Below are 17,727 nucleotides of genomic sequence, written 5' to 3' on the forward strand. Positions count from 1 at the left end.
GCCCCCGATCATTCCCCCGAACCGACTCGATCATGGAGCTGTCAGGAGCACCGGGCCCGGTTATCCGGTTTGGCCGACGATGGCGTCCGCAAGCGCGTCGACCACGGAGCCGCCGTTGCGAGGTCGCAGCAACTCTGTCCGGTGGACCAGGCGTGGAGCGGTCAGCGGAACGAGGGTGACGTCGGCTCCTGTCGGCACCGCCGAAGCGGGCAGCACCACCAGCCCGTGACCGGCCGCGACCAGCGCCACCAAGGCGGCGAGATCGGTGCCGTCGTACCGGATCGAGGCTCGTGGGCCGTCCGAGCGGGCAGCGGCCCGCAACTCCGGCAACGGTGCGGCCACGTCGTCCGCGTCGATCCATCCCGCGTCGAGAAGATCGTCCAGCGAGAACCCGGCGCGCCGGGCGAGTGGATGGCGCTCCGGTAGCAGGACGGCCAACGGCTGCTCGGCGACCGGTACACCGCCGGGCGTACCGGTGTCGAGTAGGCGTAACGGGTCACTCGGCGCGACCACGCCGTCGACCAGGGCGAGGGCGTACTCTCCGGTGCCGAACCCGGCCGCGACCGCCTGCCGGCCGTCGACCCGTACGGTCACGTCGAGGCCGGGCCAGGCCCGCCGTACGGCGGCGAGCGCACCCGCGAGTCGTCCGGTCGCCGCCAGCGGGGTCGCGCCGACGCCCAGGCGTCCTGCCGGGGGCGTGGCGGTCTGCCGTACGTCGAGCCGGGCCGCGTCGAGCCGCAGCAGGATCGGGCCGGCGTGTTCGAGGAGCCGCTCCCCTGCCTCGGTCGGCGCGACCGGGCGGCGGTGCAGCAGCGGGACACCGAGGTCGCTCTCCAGCGCGGCGATGTGCTGCGACACGGCGGACTGGGTGTAGCCGAGTTGGCGGGCGGCTGCCGAGAACGACCGGTGGTCGGCCACCACGACGAAGGTACGCAGCAGGTGCGGATCCACGCCATCAGTATTGCTTATCAGGCCAGCAGTGATCATCGTTGGTGCTGATCGGGGTCGGCGGGCCAGGATGGTGGCATGTCCGAGATCCGATCCGCCTTCGCCGCCCGGGTCGCCGCCGTCGGTGACCGTTCGCCGCACGTACGCGCCCATGCCCGGATCCCGGTGCTGCTCGACGCGCTGCGCCGCCGTGACCGGCTCGACCTGGACCTGTACTGGGTCCCGACAGCGGAGGTGACCGACGACAGCAGCCTGGCCGGCTTCGACGGGATCTGGCTCACCCCGGGCAGCCCGTACCGGAGCGAGGCCGGCGCGCTCACCGCCGTCCGCGTCGCACGGGAGCGGGGTGTTCCGTTCCTCGGCACCTGTGGCGGGTTCCAGCATGCCCTGCTGGAGTACGCGCGGGACGTCTGCGGGCTCTCCGGTGCCGTGCACGGCGAGAACAGCCCGGAGGCGGCCGGGGAACTGCTGATCGCTCCGCTCGCCTGCTCGCTCGCCGGGCATGAGGGGGCGGTGCGGTTCACCCCCGGGTCGCTCGCCGAACGGGTGATCGGCGAGCGCCGCAGTGTCGAGCGCTACCAGTGCTCGTACGGGGTCAACCCGTCCTATCTCGACGTTCTTCGGGCGCACGGACTGCGGCTCAGCGGATTCGACGACGCCGGTGACGTACGTGTCGCCGAACTGCCGGAGCATCCGTTCTTCCTCGGTACCCTGTTCCAACCCGAACTCGCGGGCGACGGCAGCGTCGCGCACCCGATCGTCCGCGCCTTCGCGACGGCCGCCGCCGCGCACGCCGGCCGCCACGACCCGGCAGTCACCATTTGACGTCTCATCAGCACCGGTGACCGGCACGGCGCCGGAGACCGGGCACGCCGCCGCCACCGGACAACCCCGTCACCGTCGCGGACCGGAGGCGGTCGGCGTCGGTGGCAGCGCCCGGTTCAGGCCGACGTGGATGTATCCGGCCCACCGGGTCGGCGTCGAGGGAAACTCGTCACGCTCCGCCCGTACCGTGTCCGTGAGCGCCTGTGCCGCGGCAGCCGTCTCCGGCGGCCTCGTGCCGCCGCCGGTCAGTGTGCCGTAGAAGGCTTCGGCGATCCGGGCGCTGTCCGTGGTACGCCACATGGTGCCGATGACGCCACGGAAGCCGGCGAGTTGGAACGCCGACGCCAGGTGCAGCGGCTCGTCGGTGAAGGTCGGATGGGTCTCGGCGGTGCTGCACGCCGACAGGAAGGCCAGCTCGGGCCGGTCCAACCGGTACGACCGGACCAGGTGCGGGCTGAGCGTCGCCCCACCCAGCCGCAGGCCCCCGGCCAGCATCGCGTTGACGCTGGCGTCGGCCTCGGCGTGGCAGGCGAAGTGCGCGATCGGATGACGCCGGAGCTGTTCCTCGACGGCGTCCAGCGCCACCTCCGTCCCGGTGAGCAGAGCGGATCCGGGGATGAACCGGGCGACCTGCTCGACCTCGGCACGTACCTCGGAGAGCGCCGCCAACGGTGCCGCAGCGGGTACGCCGACGATCGTGGCGGTGGCGTCGGCCGGTGGACGGCTCCGCTCGGCCACTGCGGAGGCGAGCGCGGTGAGGGTCGGGGTGTACGACGACACGGTCCGGTCCAGCACCGTACGCGATCGGTCCGCCGCGCCGTGGTGCCCGGCCGCGTGCAGCGGCAGCCGGGCCAGCGAGCCGACCGGGCACCACCAGATCCTCGGCGCCGGCCCGTGCACCGGGGCGATCCGGTCGAGTACCGGCCCGGTGACCGCGTCCCACAGCCAGGCCAGCACGTCGAGCAGGTCCGCCTGGGCGGCGGCACGGCGGTCGAACGGTACCGTCGGCGCCGTGGCGTCGAGCACGGCCGCGTACATCCGGGTGACCTGGCGCCGGACGACGGCCTCGCGCAACTCCGGAAGCCGGACCAGTTCCACCGGCCGGTCCGGCTCGGCCGGCACCAGCAGTGCGTCGCCCCGGTCGCCGGAGGTGTTGACCACCACGACCGGAAGTCCCCGCAGCCGCTCGCGGAGCGCCGGCAGCGACGGCGGGCGGAGCAGGTCGGCGAAGCCCGGCAGCGCGCGGATCCGGGCGATCAGCAGGTCCCGCTCGGCGGCGAGTTCCCGGGTCCGGGGCAGCCAACTCGTCCGGGGATCCCACTCCCGGGTGCTCTTGCCGAGCGACTCGCCGGACGCGCTTCTCCGCTCGACCTCGATGGTGAACTTCCGGATGTGCGTGTACGCGTCCGCCTCGGCCAGTTCCCGGTCGACGCGGTCGAGTTCGGCGGCGAGCTGCGGATCGACGGTACGCAGCTCCGCCCCGCCGGTGCGGATGCCCAGCGCCTCGTTGAAGAGCAGTCCCCGGCCGCGCTCCAGCAACTCGACGGCGGCGTCCGGATCCTGCCCGGCGGCGGCGAGCGCAGCCGCCTCGGACGCCAGCCCGCCGAGCCTGCCGATGGCGTCCAGCCGGCGACGACCGGCGGTCGAGCGGCTGATCACCGACGGGATCCGCTGCACGGCACGTTCGAGTGCGGCCAGCCGGGCGACCGGATCCGCCGCCTCGTCGGCCAGCTCGGCCTGCCGGCGTTCGGCGTCGAGCCGCGCCTGCGGATCGGCCACCGGCGAGGCGGCGATCGCGGCGTAGGTGCCGATCGCCTCGGCGCGTGCGGCATCGGCGTCGGGGCCGCCGAGGTCGGCGAGTTCGGCGGCGGCCCGGGCCAGGATCAGGGCCCGGAGCGGCCACCAGTGGTGCCCGGTCGGCGTCTCGGCGAGGGCCTGCCGGGCCAGTTCGACGGCCTCGGCGAGGGCGTCGACGTCACCGCCGACCAGGAACCGCTGGTACCGGATCTCGGCGATCGAACTGCGGATCCGGGGATGGTCGGGGTGCCCCGCCGGCAGCAGCGCGAGAGCCTGCTGGAAGATCTGCTCGGCCGCCAGCAGGTCGGCCGGATCCTTGCGCCGCAGGGCGTGCTGGGACAGGCTGCTCGCCAGGTTGTAGGTGAAGCCGACCCGGCGGGAGTCGTTCGCCGGCAGGGCCGCGAGCGCGTCCCGGTTCGCCTGCACGGCCTCGGCGAGCAGTGCGTCGTCGGGTACCAGGGCGTCGCGGTGCACGAGCATGCTGGCGAGGCTCATCAGCCGCAGCGGGTACACCGGCTGGCCGGGCGAGGTGTGCGACACCGCCTCCCGCTGGTGCCGTACCGCCTCGTCGAGGGCGCCGGGATCGCCGGCCAGCCGGCCCGCCCTGGCGTACGCGTCGGCGAGGACGCCGAGCTGGGTCGGGCGGGCCTCCGGCAGTGCCTCGGCCAGTTCCAGTGCGGCCCGGGCGGCGCTGACGGCCACCTCGACCATCTCGTCGGACCGACCGTGCAACCCGGCGTCACCAGCGGCGGCGGCCAGCAGGGTCAGCACCTCCCGGCGCAGCGGGTGGTCCGGACCTGCGGCGTCCAGGGCGGCCTGCGCCCAGGTCGCGGCCCACACCGCGCCGTCGAGTTCCCCGCCGGACTGCCAGCGGTCGAGTTCGGCCCGGCCGAGCAGCAGCAGGGCGTCCGGCCGGACCGGGTCGTACGCCGGTACGGCGGCGAACAGCACCAGGGCCGCGTCGAGCCGGTCGGCCCGGACCTGCGGCGAGGTGTCGAAGGCGACCCGGTCAGCCAGCTCCTCGGCCCGGCGGAACAGCCGGTCGAGCCCGTCCGGCTCCTGTACGGCGCCGAGGATCGTGCGTACCGGCTCGACGCCGACGGCGCCGGCCAGCAGGTTGGCGACCTCGTTGAGCTGCCGTACCCGCGCCGGCAGCTCCGGGTCGTCGGGGTCGGAGGAGGTGACCGCGTCCCGGAAGACAGCGGTCGCCTCGAGCAGGACCTCGACAGTCGCCTTCTCCGGGATCTCCGCCAGCCGGCACAGCGCGGCACCGAACCTGACGGCAGCGTCCAGGTCTGTCGGCCGCCGGTGCCAGCCGAGCTGCGCCGCCCGCCGGTACTGACCGACCGCCAACTCCAGCGCCTTCGGGCCGGCGCCGTTGTCGAAGTACAGCTCGAAGAGGCGGCCCCGGTGGGTGAGCCGGGACAGCCGGTGCGGATCGCGGGCGGGCGTGGCGGCAAGTGCCTTCGAAGCGGTGTCCAACGCGTCGTCGTAGCGGCGGGCGTCGGAGGCGTGCGCGGCTGCGGTGAGGAGCGCGTCGGCAAGGTCGGTCAGCAGTGCGGGCTCGATCAGGGTTCCCGGCCAGTCGCGTTGCCGAGCCGCGTACGGCAGCCACTCGCGGTAGAGGTCGACCAGCATCCGGAGCGCCCGCCCGTCGCCGGCCCGGTGGCGCTGCCAGAGCCGGTCGACCCGGTCGGCCTGCTGCGGGCTCAGCAGGACGGTGACGAAGGCGTCCACTTCGGAGGGAGCGCCGTCCCGGCACTCGTCGCGGAGCGGCTCGGGCACCAGTTCCGGTTCCCTACGGAAGTGCCGGCGGAACAACTCGACCGCCGCGTGACGTTCCCGGAGCCCGTCCAGCCCGGGCAGCAGCAGGTAGCGGTACCAGTGCAGCCGGGCCAGGGCTCGGGCCGCCGTCCGGCCCGCGCCCCGGTCACCGACCGCCGCGCCGAGGCTCCGTTCGTGTTCGGACAGGTCGGTGTCGAGCAGCACGGCCGGCGCCCCGGTACGTTCGTACTCGTCCAGGATGGCGGTGATCCGGTGCAGGGCGCTTCTCGACATTGCTGTTCAGTCCCGTCGTCCGGCCGGGGATACCGGTCTCGGCGCACGATCGCCGTCCCCGCACAGTCTCGCCGACCCCGGCCACCAGTGCGCGGTGACAGCACCGAAACAGGCCACCGGTGCGTGCAGCGCCGACCTACCCGAGTCGGGCGTTATCGTGTCAGCCGGATCCGGCCGACCGACGTACGGGGAGCGGAAGATGGAACCTGTCGCGCACCGCGTCGGTCGACTGTGCAGCCAGGCCACGGCCGGGCAACTCAGGGAGTACGCCCAGCGGTTCGGTGCCGCCGAGGTGCTGGAGCGGATCGCCGACGCGGTCGGCCACGGACGGCTGGACGACCAGCTCGAGGCGGACCTCGACCGGCTCGACCGTGCCTTCGCGGGCAACGGCATCGACGGACTGACCACCGGCAGCCGTGGCTTCGAGACCTGGCGGGGTGGTGGCGGGCACCCGACCGTCACCGGCTGGACCTGTCCGAACCGGCAGGCGTGCCCCCGGGCGGTGCCGGTCGACGACGGTGACCCGCCGGTGTGCGGGCTGACCGGCGAGCCGTTCGTCGAAACCCGGATCACCCTGTGACCGCGTTCCTCGCCGAACTCGGCAAGCAACTGGTGACCCGGTGGACCGCCACCCTGATGGTGCCGGGGGCGCTGTTCGCCGGGGCGGTGGTGCTGGCGCAGGTACTCGGGCACCGGCACGCCGTCGACCGTCAGGTCCTGCAACGCTGGCTGGACACGATCGCGGCCACCCCGACCGGCGGGCGCGGCGCGACCCTGCTGGTCGCCACCGCCGCGTTCCTGCTCGGCGCGGCGGCGGCCGGGCTGGTGGCCGGCGCGGCCGGGCTGCTGGTCGAATGGACCTGGGGGCTGACCGGCACGGCACCGGTCGTGCGCCGGCTCGCCCGGTCCCGGCAGGCGTGCTGGGCGGCGGCGGACGCGGAGGCGGCGGAGGCGGAACGCGCGCTGCTGGCGGATCCCGCCGATCCGGCGGCCCGGGCACGTACCCGACGGGCGATCGCGCGGCGGGACGCGATCGGCCTGGTCGCGGCGGAACGGCCGACCTGGATAGGTGACCGCCTGCACGCCGCCGACGTACGGGTGCAGCACAGGTACGCCATCGACCTGGTCGCGGTCTGGCCCCGGCTGTGGCTGGTGCTGCCGGAGGCGGTACGCGGCGAGCTGACGGCGGTGCAGGACCGGTGCGCGTCGGCCGCCCGGCTGGCCGGCTGGGGTCTGCTCTACCTCCTCCTCGGCGCGATCTGGTGGCCCGCCCTGCTCGTCGGGACGGTGGTCCTGTTCACCGCGCGGTACCGGGCCCGACTCGCTGTCGGCGTCTACACCGAGCTTGTCGAGTCCACCGTGGACGTCTACGGTCGCCGACTCGCGGCCCAGCTCGGCCTGACCTGCCCGGGACCGCTCACCGCCGAGACCGGGGCGGAGATCAGCGCGATCGTCCGCAAGGACGACGTGGTACGCCAGCTCCGGCCGGTCCCGGCCGCCGAACCGCCGCCGCTGCCCCTGTTCCACTAGGGTCGCCAGGACGGGTTGTGCAGGATGGCCAGATTCTGCCGCGCGGTGGACGCGAGTGGATGGTTGCCGTTGCCTTCGGAGATCGCGTCCAGCACCGCCCAGTACCCGTCGATCGCCCGTTTCCGCTGGCCGACCAGGGCGAGGGTGGCCGCGAGGTTGTTGCGCCTACCGAGCGTCTCGAGGTCCGCCGGCCCGCGCTTGCGCTCGGTGTGCCGGATGTTCTGCTCGTGCAGGTCGATGGCGTGCGGATACTGGCCGGCCTGCTGGTAGCCGACTGCGAGGTTGTTCCGGAACACCAGGGTGAGGTCGCCGTCGCTGCCGTGCAGGTGCTCGGTCACCGCCACCAGCTCGCGCAGCACGTCCAACCCGTCGTCCAGTTCCCCGGCGGCGAGATAGGTCTGCCCGAGCACGTTGCGTACCCGCAGCGTGTCGTCGTCGGTCGGGCCGAACGTCCGGGCAGCCTCGTCGGCCAGCGGCCCGAGTACGGCGAGAGCCTCGGCGTACCCGCCGGTGAGGCGATGGTTCTCGGCCACGGCCAGCCGGTAGGCCAGGGTGTTCCGGTCGTGGAGCGGCTCCCGGCCGAGCCCCGCCGCGCGCCAGACGTCGAGGGCCAACCGCACCGCACCGAGCTGACCGGCCACCTGGCGCGGGGCGGGCGGTGGCGTGGCCGGCAGCGGACTGTCCGGGCCCGCCTCGCCGGTCACCCACGTCAGCAGCCGCGCACGCAGTTCCGCCGAGGGGATCCCGTTGACGTGCAGCCGGCACAGCCCTCGGTCGTCCTGAAGACGCAGGGTCGCGCCGTCGGCGTCCACATCTGACAGTGGTGCCAGGACGAAGGTCACGATGTCCGGCCGGCGGACCTCCAGACCGCGCAGGTCGAGCCAGCCGAAGCTGAGCAGGCGGCGGATCGGCCGCCGTACCACGATGCCGGAGCGGTCGAAGACGACGGTGAGGCCGGCTGCCTGCTCCTGCTGGGCGGGATGGCCACCGAGATAGGTCACCTTGGAGAACGTCAACGCCGGCATCGCGCCATCCTCCCATCCGGACCGCCAACGATCGGACCGCCGACGACCGGACCGCCAACGTCGTGACTGCCCGACGTCCGGAACGCCAAAACGCCAACGACTGGACCGCTAACGTGCCGGCAGGACGACTCCGGCTGCCCCGCCGCCGCGCCGTACCGGCTCCGCCGCTGCGACTAAGCCGTGCCGGCCGGTGAACTCGACGGCCGTGGCGGCGCCCAGCTCGGCGGTGGCGACGAACGGCGGATGCCCGAGGGCGGCCAGCGCGGTGCCGTACCCGCTGACGAAGGCCGGCTCCGCCTGCGGCACGGCGCTGTTGCGCTGCGACGCCCGGGGCGCCGCCATCGCCTCCGGCAGCGACATCCCGAGATCGATCCGGTTGACCAGCATCTGCAAGACGGTGGTGATGATGGTGGCGCCACCGGGACTGCCGAGGGCCAGAAACGGCCGGCCGTCGCCGTCGAGGACGATCGTCGGCGACATCGAACTGCGGGGGCGCTTGCCCGGCGCGGGCAGGTTCGGGTCCGGGGCCGCACCGGGCGGCTGGACGAACGTGAAGTCGGTCAGCTCGTTGTTCAGCAGGAATCCGCGTCCGGGTACCACCATCGCGTTGCCGCCGGTCTGCTCGATCGTCAACGTGTACTCGACGACGTTGCCCCACCGGTCCGCCACGGTCAGGTTGGTGGTGCTCTGCCCCGGGTTCCCCTCGGCACCGGCCAGGGCGGTCCCGCAGCCGCCGTAGCGGCCGTCGGGGTCGCCCGGTGGTACCGGCTTCGGTGCCGCGCGGGCGGGGTCGAGTCGACAGGCCCGCTCGGCCGCGTACCGGTCGTCGAGCAGTTCGGCGAGGATCCGCCGGGAGGTGCCGTCGCCGACGTACCGGTTCCGGTCGGCGTAGGCGAGGGCGCTCGCCTCGAGGTAGTGGTGCAGCGCCTCGGTCACCGTCAGCCTCGACAGGTCGAACCGCTCCAGGATGTTGAGCGCCTCGCCGACCGCGACGCCGCCGCTGGACGGCGTCGACATGCCGTACACCTGGTAGCCCCGGTAGTCGGACCGGGTCGGTGCGGGAAAACGCAGCGCGTAGTGGGCGAGGTCGGTCCGGGTCAGCCCGCCGGCCAGGATCGGGAACTGCCACGGCGCGGTCGGGTCGGCGGCGACCGGTGGACGGCGTACCGCTGCGACGAGGTCCGCGCCGATCGGGCCGGTGTAGAAGGCGCCGATGCCCTGCCGGGCGATCTGCCGGTAGGTGTCGGCCAGGTCCCGGTTGCGCTGGACCGCACCGACCGCCGGTGGCTGCCCGTCCGGCAGGTAGAGCGACCGGGTCGCGTCGAACTGGGCGAACGCCGCCGCGTTGTCGGCCACCTGCTGCCGGAACGTCGCGTCGACCGGGAAACCCCGTTCGGCCACCTCGGCCGCCGGGGCGAGCGCCGCCGACAGCGGCCGGCTGCCCCACCTGCGCAGCGCCTCGTGCCAGGTCTTGAGCGTCCCGGGTACGCCGACCGACAGACCGCTGACCCGGGCCTGCTGGAACGGGTACGCCGTCCCGGTGGCCGGGTCGACGAAGGAGTCCTCGCGCATCGCCGCAGGCGCCGACTCCCGGCCGTCGACGGTGTGCACCTGTCGGGTACGCGCGTCGTAGTAGACGAGGAACCCGCCCCCGCCGATGCCGGCCGAGAACGGTTCGGTCACGCCGAGCGTGGCGGCTGCGGCCACCGCCGCGTCGACCGCGTTACCGCCGCGCCGCAGTACGTCCAGGCCGATCGCCGTCGCGGTCGGGTCGACGGTGGAGACGGCACCGCCGTACCCGTGTGCGGTGGGCGTCTTCGGCGGTTCGCCGGGGCGGCCGACGGCGCCCGGCCCGGCGCTGGCCGGTGCCGGCACGGCGACCAGGGTGACGGCGACGACGGCGGCGACCACCGTCCGGGACGGTGCCCTCTGCACGAGCCTCATTTGCGCCTCCACGGTCCGGTTGCGTCCTTGATATGCCCTCGGCGTCGTCCGGGCAACCGGGACGGGGCGACCGGAGGCCGGTGCCGGGCCGGTGATGTGGACCGAACGTCGCCACGCCGACCTACCACGTCGAGGGTGCGGTTGTCGCCGCCGGAAGCCCTTGCCCCCGGGACCGCCCCGGTGCCCGCTCCCCCGCCGCCCGGCGCGACGGGCTGGTCGGCCCGGTGGAAAGGATCTGGTAACCGTCTGCGGCGATCCTGCTCGGAGTCGGTACGGGGAGGACGGTCCGGATCACCGCCGGGCCGCGACGGTCCATCGTGGACCAGAGTCGCGGCCGGCGGTGTCCTGGTCGCCGGAGACGTCGGCCGGGCGGGACCAGCTTCCCGATCGGGGGCGGTCCGTCCTTCCCGACGTCGACGTGCCGGCACGTCGTTGTAACGCGGGCGGTGTGGCCGGCCACACCGCCCGTAAAGCTTCCTAGGACAATAGGTTGCGGAGGTCGCCGGCCCTCCGACGGTCCATGGTGGAGCGGGGCGGGGCCGGGTGCGGCGTGGGATCAGGCGTACGGCGGCTGCCCCGGGCCGGAGACCGGCTGCGTCGACGTCGGGTACGCCGGCTGGGGCCGGACCGCCCCGGGCGGCGGAGCCATCGCGGGCGGCGCGGAGAGCGGGATCGGCGGGACCGGCGGGACCGCCACGTTCCGGCCGACCTGGAAGCCCACCGCACCGACCATCGTCACCAGACTTCCGATCGCGGTGACGATCGCCATCGTCTTCCAGCCCTCCACCTCCAGTTGACAGGACGGGCTCGCCGCCTCGCTGCTGGTCGAGCACGCCGCCGCCATGGCGATCACGAAGAAGGTGGCGACCACCAGGCCGACGAGGGAGAAGATAAGGAAGACGGTGAACCCGGGGTGCACTCGTACACGCTGCTGCATGCTCGCGGAGTGTAGGCGACCCGCCCGTCGGCCGTGACCCGCCGACCGCCGACGGCGTCCCCTGTGGAGCGGTGGGTCGGTGGAGCCTCGGCCGAGCAGGCGGACCGCCAGTCTGGCCGGGATGAAGTCCATCGGGAGACGGTCAGGATCCGGCCCGTTTCGAGCCGAGGTGCGGCCGGGATCTAGCCGAGTCGGCGGGCGGCCAGCTCGGCGAGCAGGGCGGCGCCGTCGGCCAGTACGCTGTCGTCGTAGACCGCCCGGGGCGAGTGGTTGCCGGGTGCCGTCACCGGGTCGTCGGTGGCGCAGGCGCCGAGGAAGACGAACGCTCCGGGAACCCGCCCGAGCACCCGGGAGAAGTCCTCCGAACCGGTCATCGGATGGCGCATGTCGGTGAACCGCTCCGCACCGAACATCTCCCGTACGGTCGTCGCGGCGAACTCGTGCTCGACCGGGTCGTTGACGGTGACCGGATACTCCGGCTCGTACCGCACCTCGGCGCGCAGGCCGTGTGCCGCCGCGATCTGCTCGCAGAGTCGTACCGCGTGCCGACCCAGCTCGTCGTGCACCGAGGGGTCGAAGGCCCGGACGGTCGCCTCGAAGGTCGCCTCGTCCGGGATCACGTTGCGCCGGGTGCCGGCGTGGAAGGTGCCGACGGTGAGCACCACCGGCTCGAACGCGTCGAACCGTCGGGTGACCATCGTCTGTAGCGCGGTGACCATCTCGCAGGCCACCGGCACCGGGTCCAGCGTCACGTGCGGCCGGGAGCCGTGCCCGCCCGCCCCGACGACCGTGACGAAGAGCCCGGCCGAGCCGGCCATCAACGGGCCGGGACGGGACGAGAAGACGCCCCGGTCGAGGATGGACGAGAGCACGTGCAACCCGTACGCGGCCTCGACCGGGCGGCCGGCGGCGGCCAGTACCCCCTCGTCGATCATGTGCCCGGCGCCGTTGTAGCCCTCCTCGCCCGGCTGGAACATGAAGACCACGTCGCCGGCGAGTTCGGCGCGGCGGGCGGCGAGCAGTCGCGCCGCTCCGACCAGCCCGGCGGTGTGCAGGTCGTGGCCGCAGGCGTGCATCACACCGTCGTGCCGCGAGCGGTAGTCGACGCCGCTGCTCTCGGTGATCGGCAGCGCGTCCATGTCGCCTCGGAGCAGCACCGCCGGCCCGGGGGCGCCGCCGCGCAGTACCGCCGTGATCGAGGAGAGGCCGGCGCCGGTGCTGATCTCCAACGGCAGGGGTTCGAGGGCGGCCAGCACCCGTTCCTGGGTACGCGGCAGGTGCAGGCCCTCCTCCGGGATCTGGTGCAACTCCCGGCGCAGCCCGGCCAGCTCGTCCTGGATCTCCGCCGCATCCTCGCGCAGGCTCATCCGTCTCCCCCGCCTGGTCGTACCGCCGTGGCCGTCCCCGCCGAGGTCCCGGCCGGCCGCCCTGTCCGGGCTGGTCCGCGCCCCGGCCTCGGGGATATCCGAGATCCTACGGAGCCGGCCCCGGCGATCAAGTGTCATGATCATGCGCCCTCGTGGGACGTGACGAACGGCACGCCGGAAACGCCCCGTCGGTGTCGCCTGCCAGGTCGGGGCGGGACCGGCGGTCGGATGGCCGGGAGGGGTCCGGTCGTCGGAGCGTGGATGGCCGGAGGATGTCGGTCGGCCGTCCGGCTGGCACGACCCGCGACCGGTCGTTATGGTGCCGACGGCGCGCCCACCCGGCGCGCCCCACCGTCTAGGAAAGGCGCGGAATGACCCCTCTCACCGGCCCTTCGCGACGCCAGGTGCTCGCCGTCGCCGCAGCGGCCGCAGCGGCACCGATCGTCGGGGCCGCACCGGCACAGGCACACGGGCCGAGCAGGCCGAAGACCTACGACCTGACCGTGCTCGGCACCTCGGACACCCACGGCAACGTCTACAACTGGGACTACTACCGCGACGCGGAATACGACGACAGCGCGCACAACGACGTCGGCGTGGCGAAGCTGGCCAGCCTGGTGAAGCAGATCCGGGCCGAGCGGCGCGGCCGGGCGACGCTGGTACTCGACGCCGGTGACACCATCCAGGGCACCTCGCTGGCGACGTACTACGCCAAGCAGGAGCCGATCACCTCCACCGGCGAGACGCACCCGATGGCCCGGGCGATGAACATCCTCGACTACGACGCGGTGACCCTGGGCAACCACGAGTTCAACTACGGGCTCCCGCTGCTCGACAAGTGGATCCGGCAGCTCGGTTTTCCGGCGCTCGCCGCGAACGCGGTCAACGAGCGCACCGGCAAGCCGGCGTTCACGCCGTACGTCATCAAGAAGGTGTCGCTCGGGCACGGCGCCCCGACGCTGCGGGTCGGCATCCTCGGCCTGACCAACCCCGGTACCGCGATCTGGGACCGGGGGCACGTCGAGGGGAAGCTCCGCTTCGAGGACATGGTCAGCACCGCCGCGAAGTGGGTGCCGGTGATGCGCGAGCGCGGCGCCGACCTCGTGCTGATCTCGGCGCACGGCGGCGACAGCGGCACCTCCAGTTACGGGCCGGAACTGCCGAACGAGAACCCGTGCGCGCTCATCGCCGAGCAGGTGCCGGGGATCGACGCGATCCTGTTCGGGCACGCCCACGCCGAGGTGGTGGAGCGGTTCGTCACCAACACCCGGACCGGTGAGCGGGTACTGATGTCGGAGCCGTCGCGGTGGGGTCAGCGGCTGACCCGGATGGACTTCACCCTGGAGCGGGACCGCAACCGTTGGCGGATCACCGGCAAGCGGGCGACGATGCTGAACAGCAACACCGTGCCGGAGGACCCGAAGGTGCTCGCGGCGGTACGCCGGCAGCACGCCAAGACGGTGGCGTACGTCAACCAGGTGGTCGCCACCTCGGCGGTGGAGTTGTCGGCGGCGGAGTCCCGCTACAAGGACACCCCGATCCTCGACTACATCAACAGGGTGCAGACCGACGTCGTCACCGCCGCGCTGGCCGGTGGCCAGTACGCCGACCTACCGGTGCTGTCGATCGCCGCCCCGTTCAGCCGTACCGCGGTCTTCCCGGCCGGCGACGTACGGATCAAGGACGTGGCCGGACTCTACATCTACGACAACACCCTGGAGGCCGTACTCGTCAGCGGCGCCGAGCTGCGCGCCTACCTGGAGTACTCGGCGAAGTACTTCCGCACCCTCGGGCCGGGCGCGCCGGTCGACCCGGCGCAGATCAACGACCCGAGCGTGCCGGACTACAACTACGACACCATCTCCGGTGTCGACTATGACATCGACATCAGCAGGCCGGTCGGCCAGCGGATCACCAGCCTGACCCACCCGGGCGGCGGAGCGGCGGTCGCCGACACCGACCAGTTCATGATCGCGGTGAACAACTACCGGCGCAGCGGCGGCGGCAACTTCCCCGGCATCGTGAAGCCGCAGATCTACAACGAGCAGCAGGAGATCCGCCAGTTGCTGATCGACTGGGCGCAGGACCGGGGCAGCATCGACCCGGCCGACTTCTTCCAGCCGAACTGGCGACTGGTCCGCGAGGGCGTACCGGTCTTCTGAGCGGATGCCCGCTCCGGCCGTCCGGGGCGGGCGTCCACGGGTTCGTCGCCGACCGGGCAGGACACCGGTGGCGACCGGAGGTACGGCGAGGCGCCCGGCCGATGTCCCGGTCGGGCGCCTCCGCGTTTCCAGGTATGGGAGGACTTACTCCGCCGGCCGCCGGTCGAGGGTCTGCGCGGTCAGCGGCCGGTTACCGCTCGACGTACGACCGGGCGGCACGAGCGGGTTTAAGCCGTCCGTGCCAAGGGGAGACAGCTTCCCCTGGCTGCGGACACGCTGCGCACCAGGAACGTGCGCCGGCCGCGTTCTGGACCAGCGACGCGCTTCGGACGTGCTCCGGGCCAGGGACGCGCTCCGGGTCGGGGTGGTGCAGCGGTGTCGGAGCGGTCGGTGGAACCGGCCGGACGAGGAGGAGTCGAGGTGGCCGACGCACGACGAGCAGGCCCGATCCGATCCACCGTCAGCGAACCGCGCCGGCCGGCGCACGGTCGCGGGGGCAGCACGCGTACCGCCACGCGGCCGGCCGCCGCCCGCAAGGCGACCGGCGCGAAGAAGGCTCCCGCCAAGCGGACCACGGCGGCGAAGAAGGTCGCCACCGCGACGCGGCGGGCCACCGGGGCGACGGCGGCGAAGAGCCCGACGAAGCGACCTGGTACCGCAGCGAAGGCGACGAAGAAGGCCGCCCCGGCCAAGCGGACCGCGCCGTCGAAGCGGGTACCTGCGAAGAAGGCCACGGCGACGAAGCGCACGGCGACGACTGCCACGACACGGAAGCGCACCGCGCCGAACGCCACGGCGCGGAAACGCACCGCAGGCGGCGCCTCGGCGAGCAGGAGCACGGCAGGCAGGGGTACGGCGAAGAAGGCCGCCCGGAAGGCGACCAGGTCGCGGTAACCGGCGCCGGCCCGTCCCGGTGTTCCGGCCCGGGTCAGAGCTTGGGGATGACGGCGGCGATCGTCGTCGCGACGAGCGGGCCGACGATCAGCAGGCCGGACTGCAATTCGCCGATAGTGGTGCGGTTGACGCCGAGGATCTCCTCCAGCTTGATGCGGTCCTCGGCGGCGGCGATCAGGTCCGCCTTCGCCACGTGCGCGATGTCGGAGAACTCGTCGACGTACACCTGACAGCGACGGCGCAGCAGGGTGGCCGTCGGCACGTGTACCAGCGCGATGAGGATCGAGCCGGCGGCGCCGATGACGAACGCGGTGGACTGGGGAATCTTCTCCGAACTCCCCCAGCCGACGGCGGCGGCGCTGACCAGCACCATCACCAGCAGCAGCGAGCCCATCATCTGGAGTACCCGGGCGAGCATCCGGCGCAGCCGCATCAGCGCCGCCAACTGCTCGCCGGGAGTGCCGGTGAGGCCGCGCATCGAGACGATCCGCAGACCGGCCAGCGTCGCCCCGGCCGGTAGCGCGCCGAGCACGACGAGGGAGACGAAGGCGAGGGCCCGCCAGGTGAGTCCGCTGCCCAGGATGGCGTGCGCGGTGGCGACACACCCGACCACCAGTACCAGGAAGGCCAGCACCGACGGCACGACCCGGCGCACCGGTACCCGCTGGATCTGTTGCAGGTCGTGCCAGCGGGCCACGCCCGAGCCGACCGTCGACCCGCTGAGGGCGCCGAGCAGGCCCGCGACGGACGCCCAGAGCAGCCACTGGGTGCGGAACTGCGGCTCGTGCCGGTCCGGGTTGGAGAAGGCCACCGCGATCGCCGCCGCCGCGCCCGCCGCCATCATCAGCGTCCGGACCACCCGGGGCCAGCCGACGAGCCCCAGCGGACGCGGCGTCGTCCCGCGTTGCTGGGGCTCGGCTGCCGACTCGGCGGCGGTGGTCGTCGACGCGGTCGGCGGCGCATCCAGGGTGGTCATGGCAGCAGACTCTAGAGGCGCCGTCGCGCCGCCGGGGTGCGAGGGTCGGGCCAGGACGGACCGGTGTCCGATCAGGACCGACCGGCTCCCCCGGTGAGCGGGGCAGTACCGGTCAGGGCCGACCGGCTCGCCGGTGGACGGGTCAGTACCGGGTGCTGTCCTGGAGCAGCGGCGGGTAGACGGTCGACGGAACGCCGTCGACCGTGCTGCCGCCGAACTGGAGCATCGCGCCGGTCTGCCGGTTGAGGTCGTACGGGTAGTTCAGTCGCGGGGCCGACGCCTCGTCCAGCGCGGCGATCTGCTGGTCGCTGAGCCGGACGTCGAGTGCGGCCAGGTTCGCGTCGAGGTGTGCGAGGCGCCGGGGCCCGAGGATCGGCGCGGTGACCATGGGGCGGCTGCGCAGCCAGGCGAGAGCGACGGCGGCCGGGCTCGCCTCGACCTCGGCGGCGACGGTGGTCAGCACGTCGATGACGGCGAACTGGGCGTCAGTGGGGCCACCGGTGATCCGGCCGCGCATCGTGTCGTGGACCTCGGCGCCGCGACTGTACTTGCCGGACAGGAATCCGCCGGCCAGCGGGCTCCACGGCGTCAGGCCCATCCCGGCGTCCCGGGCCAGCGGAACGAGCTCGCCTTCGACGGTGCGGGCGAGCAGGGAGTACTCGACCTGGAGGGCGATCACCGGAGTCCAGGACCGGAGCACGGCCATGGTGTGTGCCTGGGCGGTGTACCAGGCGGGAGTGTTGGAGAAGCCGACGTACCGGATCTTGCCTGCGGTGACCAGCCCGTCGAGGGTACGCATGGTCTCCTCGACCGGGGTGTGCGCGTCCCAGTTGTGCAGCCAGTACACGTCGAGGTAGTCGGTCTTCATCCGGCGCAGCGTCTGGTCGAGCTGGGCGACGATCGCCTTGCGGCCCGCACCGCCGCCGTTCGGGTCGCCCGGATACAGGTTGCCGAAGAACTTGCTGGCCAGTACGACCCGGTCGCGCAGGCCCGGCCGGGCGGCGAAGAAGTCGCCGAGGATCGCCTCGGAGTGGCCGTTGGTGTAGAAGTTGGCGGTGTCGACGAAGTTGCCGCCCCGGTCCAGGTACGCCTGCAGGATCTGCTCGGACTCCTCGACGCCGCAGCCCCAGCCGCCCTCCACGCCGAAGTTCATCGCGCCGAGGGCGAAGGGGCTGACCCGCAGTCCGGAGCGGCCGAGGGTGAGGTAGGAATCGAGTGACATGTTCCTGCTCCCATGAGTTCTGGTCGATGCGGTGGACCACTC

13 protein-coding genes are annotated in these 17,727 nt (G+C 73.1%); 4 read left to right on the plus strand and 9 right to left on the minus strand.

Features of this window, described 5'->3' with window-relative positions:
• Positions 1 to 60 precede the first annotated feature (60 nt).
• Complete coding sequence (locus Pen02_RS40310; protein WP_203871490.1) at positions 61 to 951, minus strand: LysR family transcriptional regulator; 891 nt, start codon at positions 949 to 951, stop codon at positions 61 to 63.
• Positions 952 to 1,026: 75 nt separating this feature from the next.
• Here Pen02_RS40310 and Pen02_RS40315 point away from each other — a divergent pair, with 75 nt between their 5' ends.
• A complete protein-coding gene (locus Pen02_RS40315; protein WP_203871491.1) occupies positions 1,027 to 1,773 on the plus strand; it encodes a CTP synthase C-terminal region-related (seleno)protein in 747 nt (248 codons plus the stop codon).
• A gap of 69 nt (positions 1,774 to 1,842) precedes the next feature.
• Here Pen02_RS40315 and Pen02_RS40320 read toward each other — a convergent pair whose 3' ends face one another.
• Complete coding sequence (locus Pen02_RS40320) at positions 1,843 to 5,628, minus strand: CHAT domain-containing protein (protein ID WP_203871492.1); 3,786 nt, start codon at positions 5,626 to 5,628, stop codon at positions 1,843 to 1,845.
• Positions 5,629 to 5,827: 199 nt separating this feature from the next.
• On the opposite strand from Pen02_RS40320, the gene Pen02_RS40325 reads away from it, so the two are divergent.
• Positions 5,828 to 6,208 (plus strand): hypothetical protein, encoded by a 381-nt coding sequence (locus Pen02_RS40325; protein ID WP_203871493.1) that lies wholly within the window; start codon positions 5,828 to 5,830, stop codon positions 6,206 to 6,208.
• Positions 6,205 to 7,158: a hypothetical protein gene (locus Pen02_RS40330; protein ID WP_203871494.1), complete on the plus strand. Its 954-nt coding sequence runs from the start codon at positions 6,205 to 6,207 to the stop codon at positions 7,156 to 7,158. Before Pen02_RS40325 ends, Pen02_RS40330 begins: the two co-directional genes overlap by 4 nt.
• Here the strand turns inward: Pen02_RS40330 and Pen02_RS40335 are convergent.
• The 4 genes from Pen02_RS40335 to Pen02_RS40350 form a co-directional block, all read right to left on the minus strand.
• Positions 7,155 to 8,183 (minus strand): tetratricopeptide repeat protein, encoded by a 1,029-nt coding sequence (locus Pen02_RS40335; protein WP_203871495.1) that lies wholly within the window; start codon positions 8,181 to 8,183, stop codon positions 7,155 to 7,157. The genes Pen02_RS40330 and Pen02_RS40335 overlap by 4 nt on opposite strands.
• Before the next feature lie 108 nt (positions 8,184 to 8,291).
• Positions 8,292 to 10,127, minus strand: a complete 1,836-nt coding sequence (gene ggt, locus Pen02_RS40340; RefSeq protein ID WP_203871496.1) for a gamma-glutamyltransferase — start codon at positions 10,125 to 10,127, stop codon at positions 8,292 to 8,294.
• 556 nt (positions 10,128 to 10,683) lie between these two features.
• Entirely contained in the window at positions 10,684 to 11,064 is a 381-nt protein-coding gene (locus Pen02_RS40345; protein ID WP_203871497.1) for a hypothetical protein, read from the minus strand.
• A gap of 182 nt (positions 11,065 to 11,246) precedes the next feature.
• Positions 11,247 to 12,431: a M20 metallopeptidase family protein gene (locus tag Pen02_RS40350; protein WP_203871498.1), complete on the minus strand. Its 1,185-nt coding sequence runs from the start codon at positions 12,429 to 12,431 to the stop codon at positions 11,247 to 11,249.
• A 371-nt stretch (positions 12,432 to 12,802) separates the two neighbouring features.
• On the opposite strand from Pen02_RS40350, the gene Pen02_RS40355 reads away from it, so the two are divergent.
• The gene (locus Pen02_RS40355) at positions 12,803 to 14,593 is read left to right on the plus strand and encodes a bifunctional metallophosphatase/5'-nucleotidase (protein WP_203871499.1); all 1,791 of its coding nucleotides are present in this window, start codon (positions 12,803 to 12,805) and stop codon (positions 14,591 to 14,593) included.
• Positions 14,594 to 14,820: 227 nt separating this feature from the next.
• Here Pen02_RS40355 and Pen02_RS40360 read toward each other — a convergent pair whose 3' ends face one another.
• From Pen02_RS40360 to Pen02_RS40370, 3 genes are all read right to left on the minus strand, one after another.
• A complete protein-coding gene (locus Pen02_RS40360) occupies positions 14,821 to 15,432 on the minus strand; it encodes a hypothetical protein (RefSeq protein WP_203871500.1) in 612 nt (203 codons plus the stop codon).
• An 89-nt stretch (positions 15,433 to 15,521) separates the two neighbouring features.
• Positions 15,522 to 16,463 (minus strand): hypothetical protein, encoded by a 942-nt coding sequence (locus Pen02_RS40365; RefSeq protein ID WP_203871501.1) that lies wholly within the window; start codon positions 16,461 to 16,463, stop codon positions 15,522 to 15,524.
• 142 nt (positions 16,464 to 16,605) lie between these two features.
• Positions 16,606 to 17,685: an aldo/keto reductase gene (locus tag Pen02_RS40370; protein WP_203871502.1), complete on the minus strand. Its 1,080-nt coding sequence runs from the start codon at positions 17,683 to 17,685 to the stop codon at positions 16,606 to 16,608.
• Between the last annotated feature and the right edge of the window lie 42 nt (positions 17,686 to 17,727).

Source organism: Plantactinospora endophytica (assembly GCF_016862915.1).
GTDB classification, from domain to species: domain Bacteria; phylum Actinomycetota; class Actinomycetes; order Mycobacteriales; family Micromonosporaceae; genus Plantactinospora; species Plantactinospora endophytica.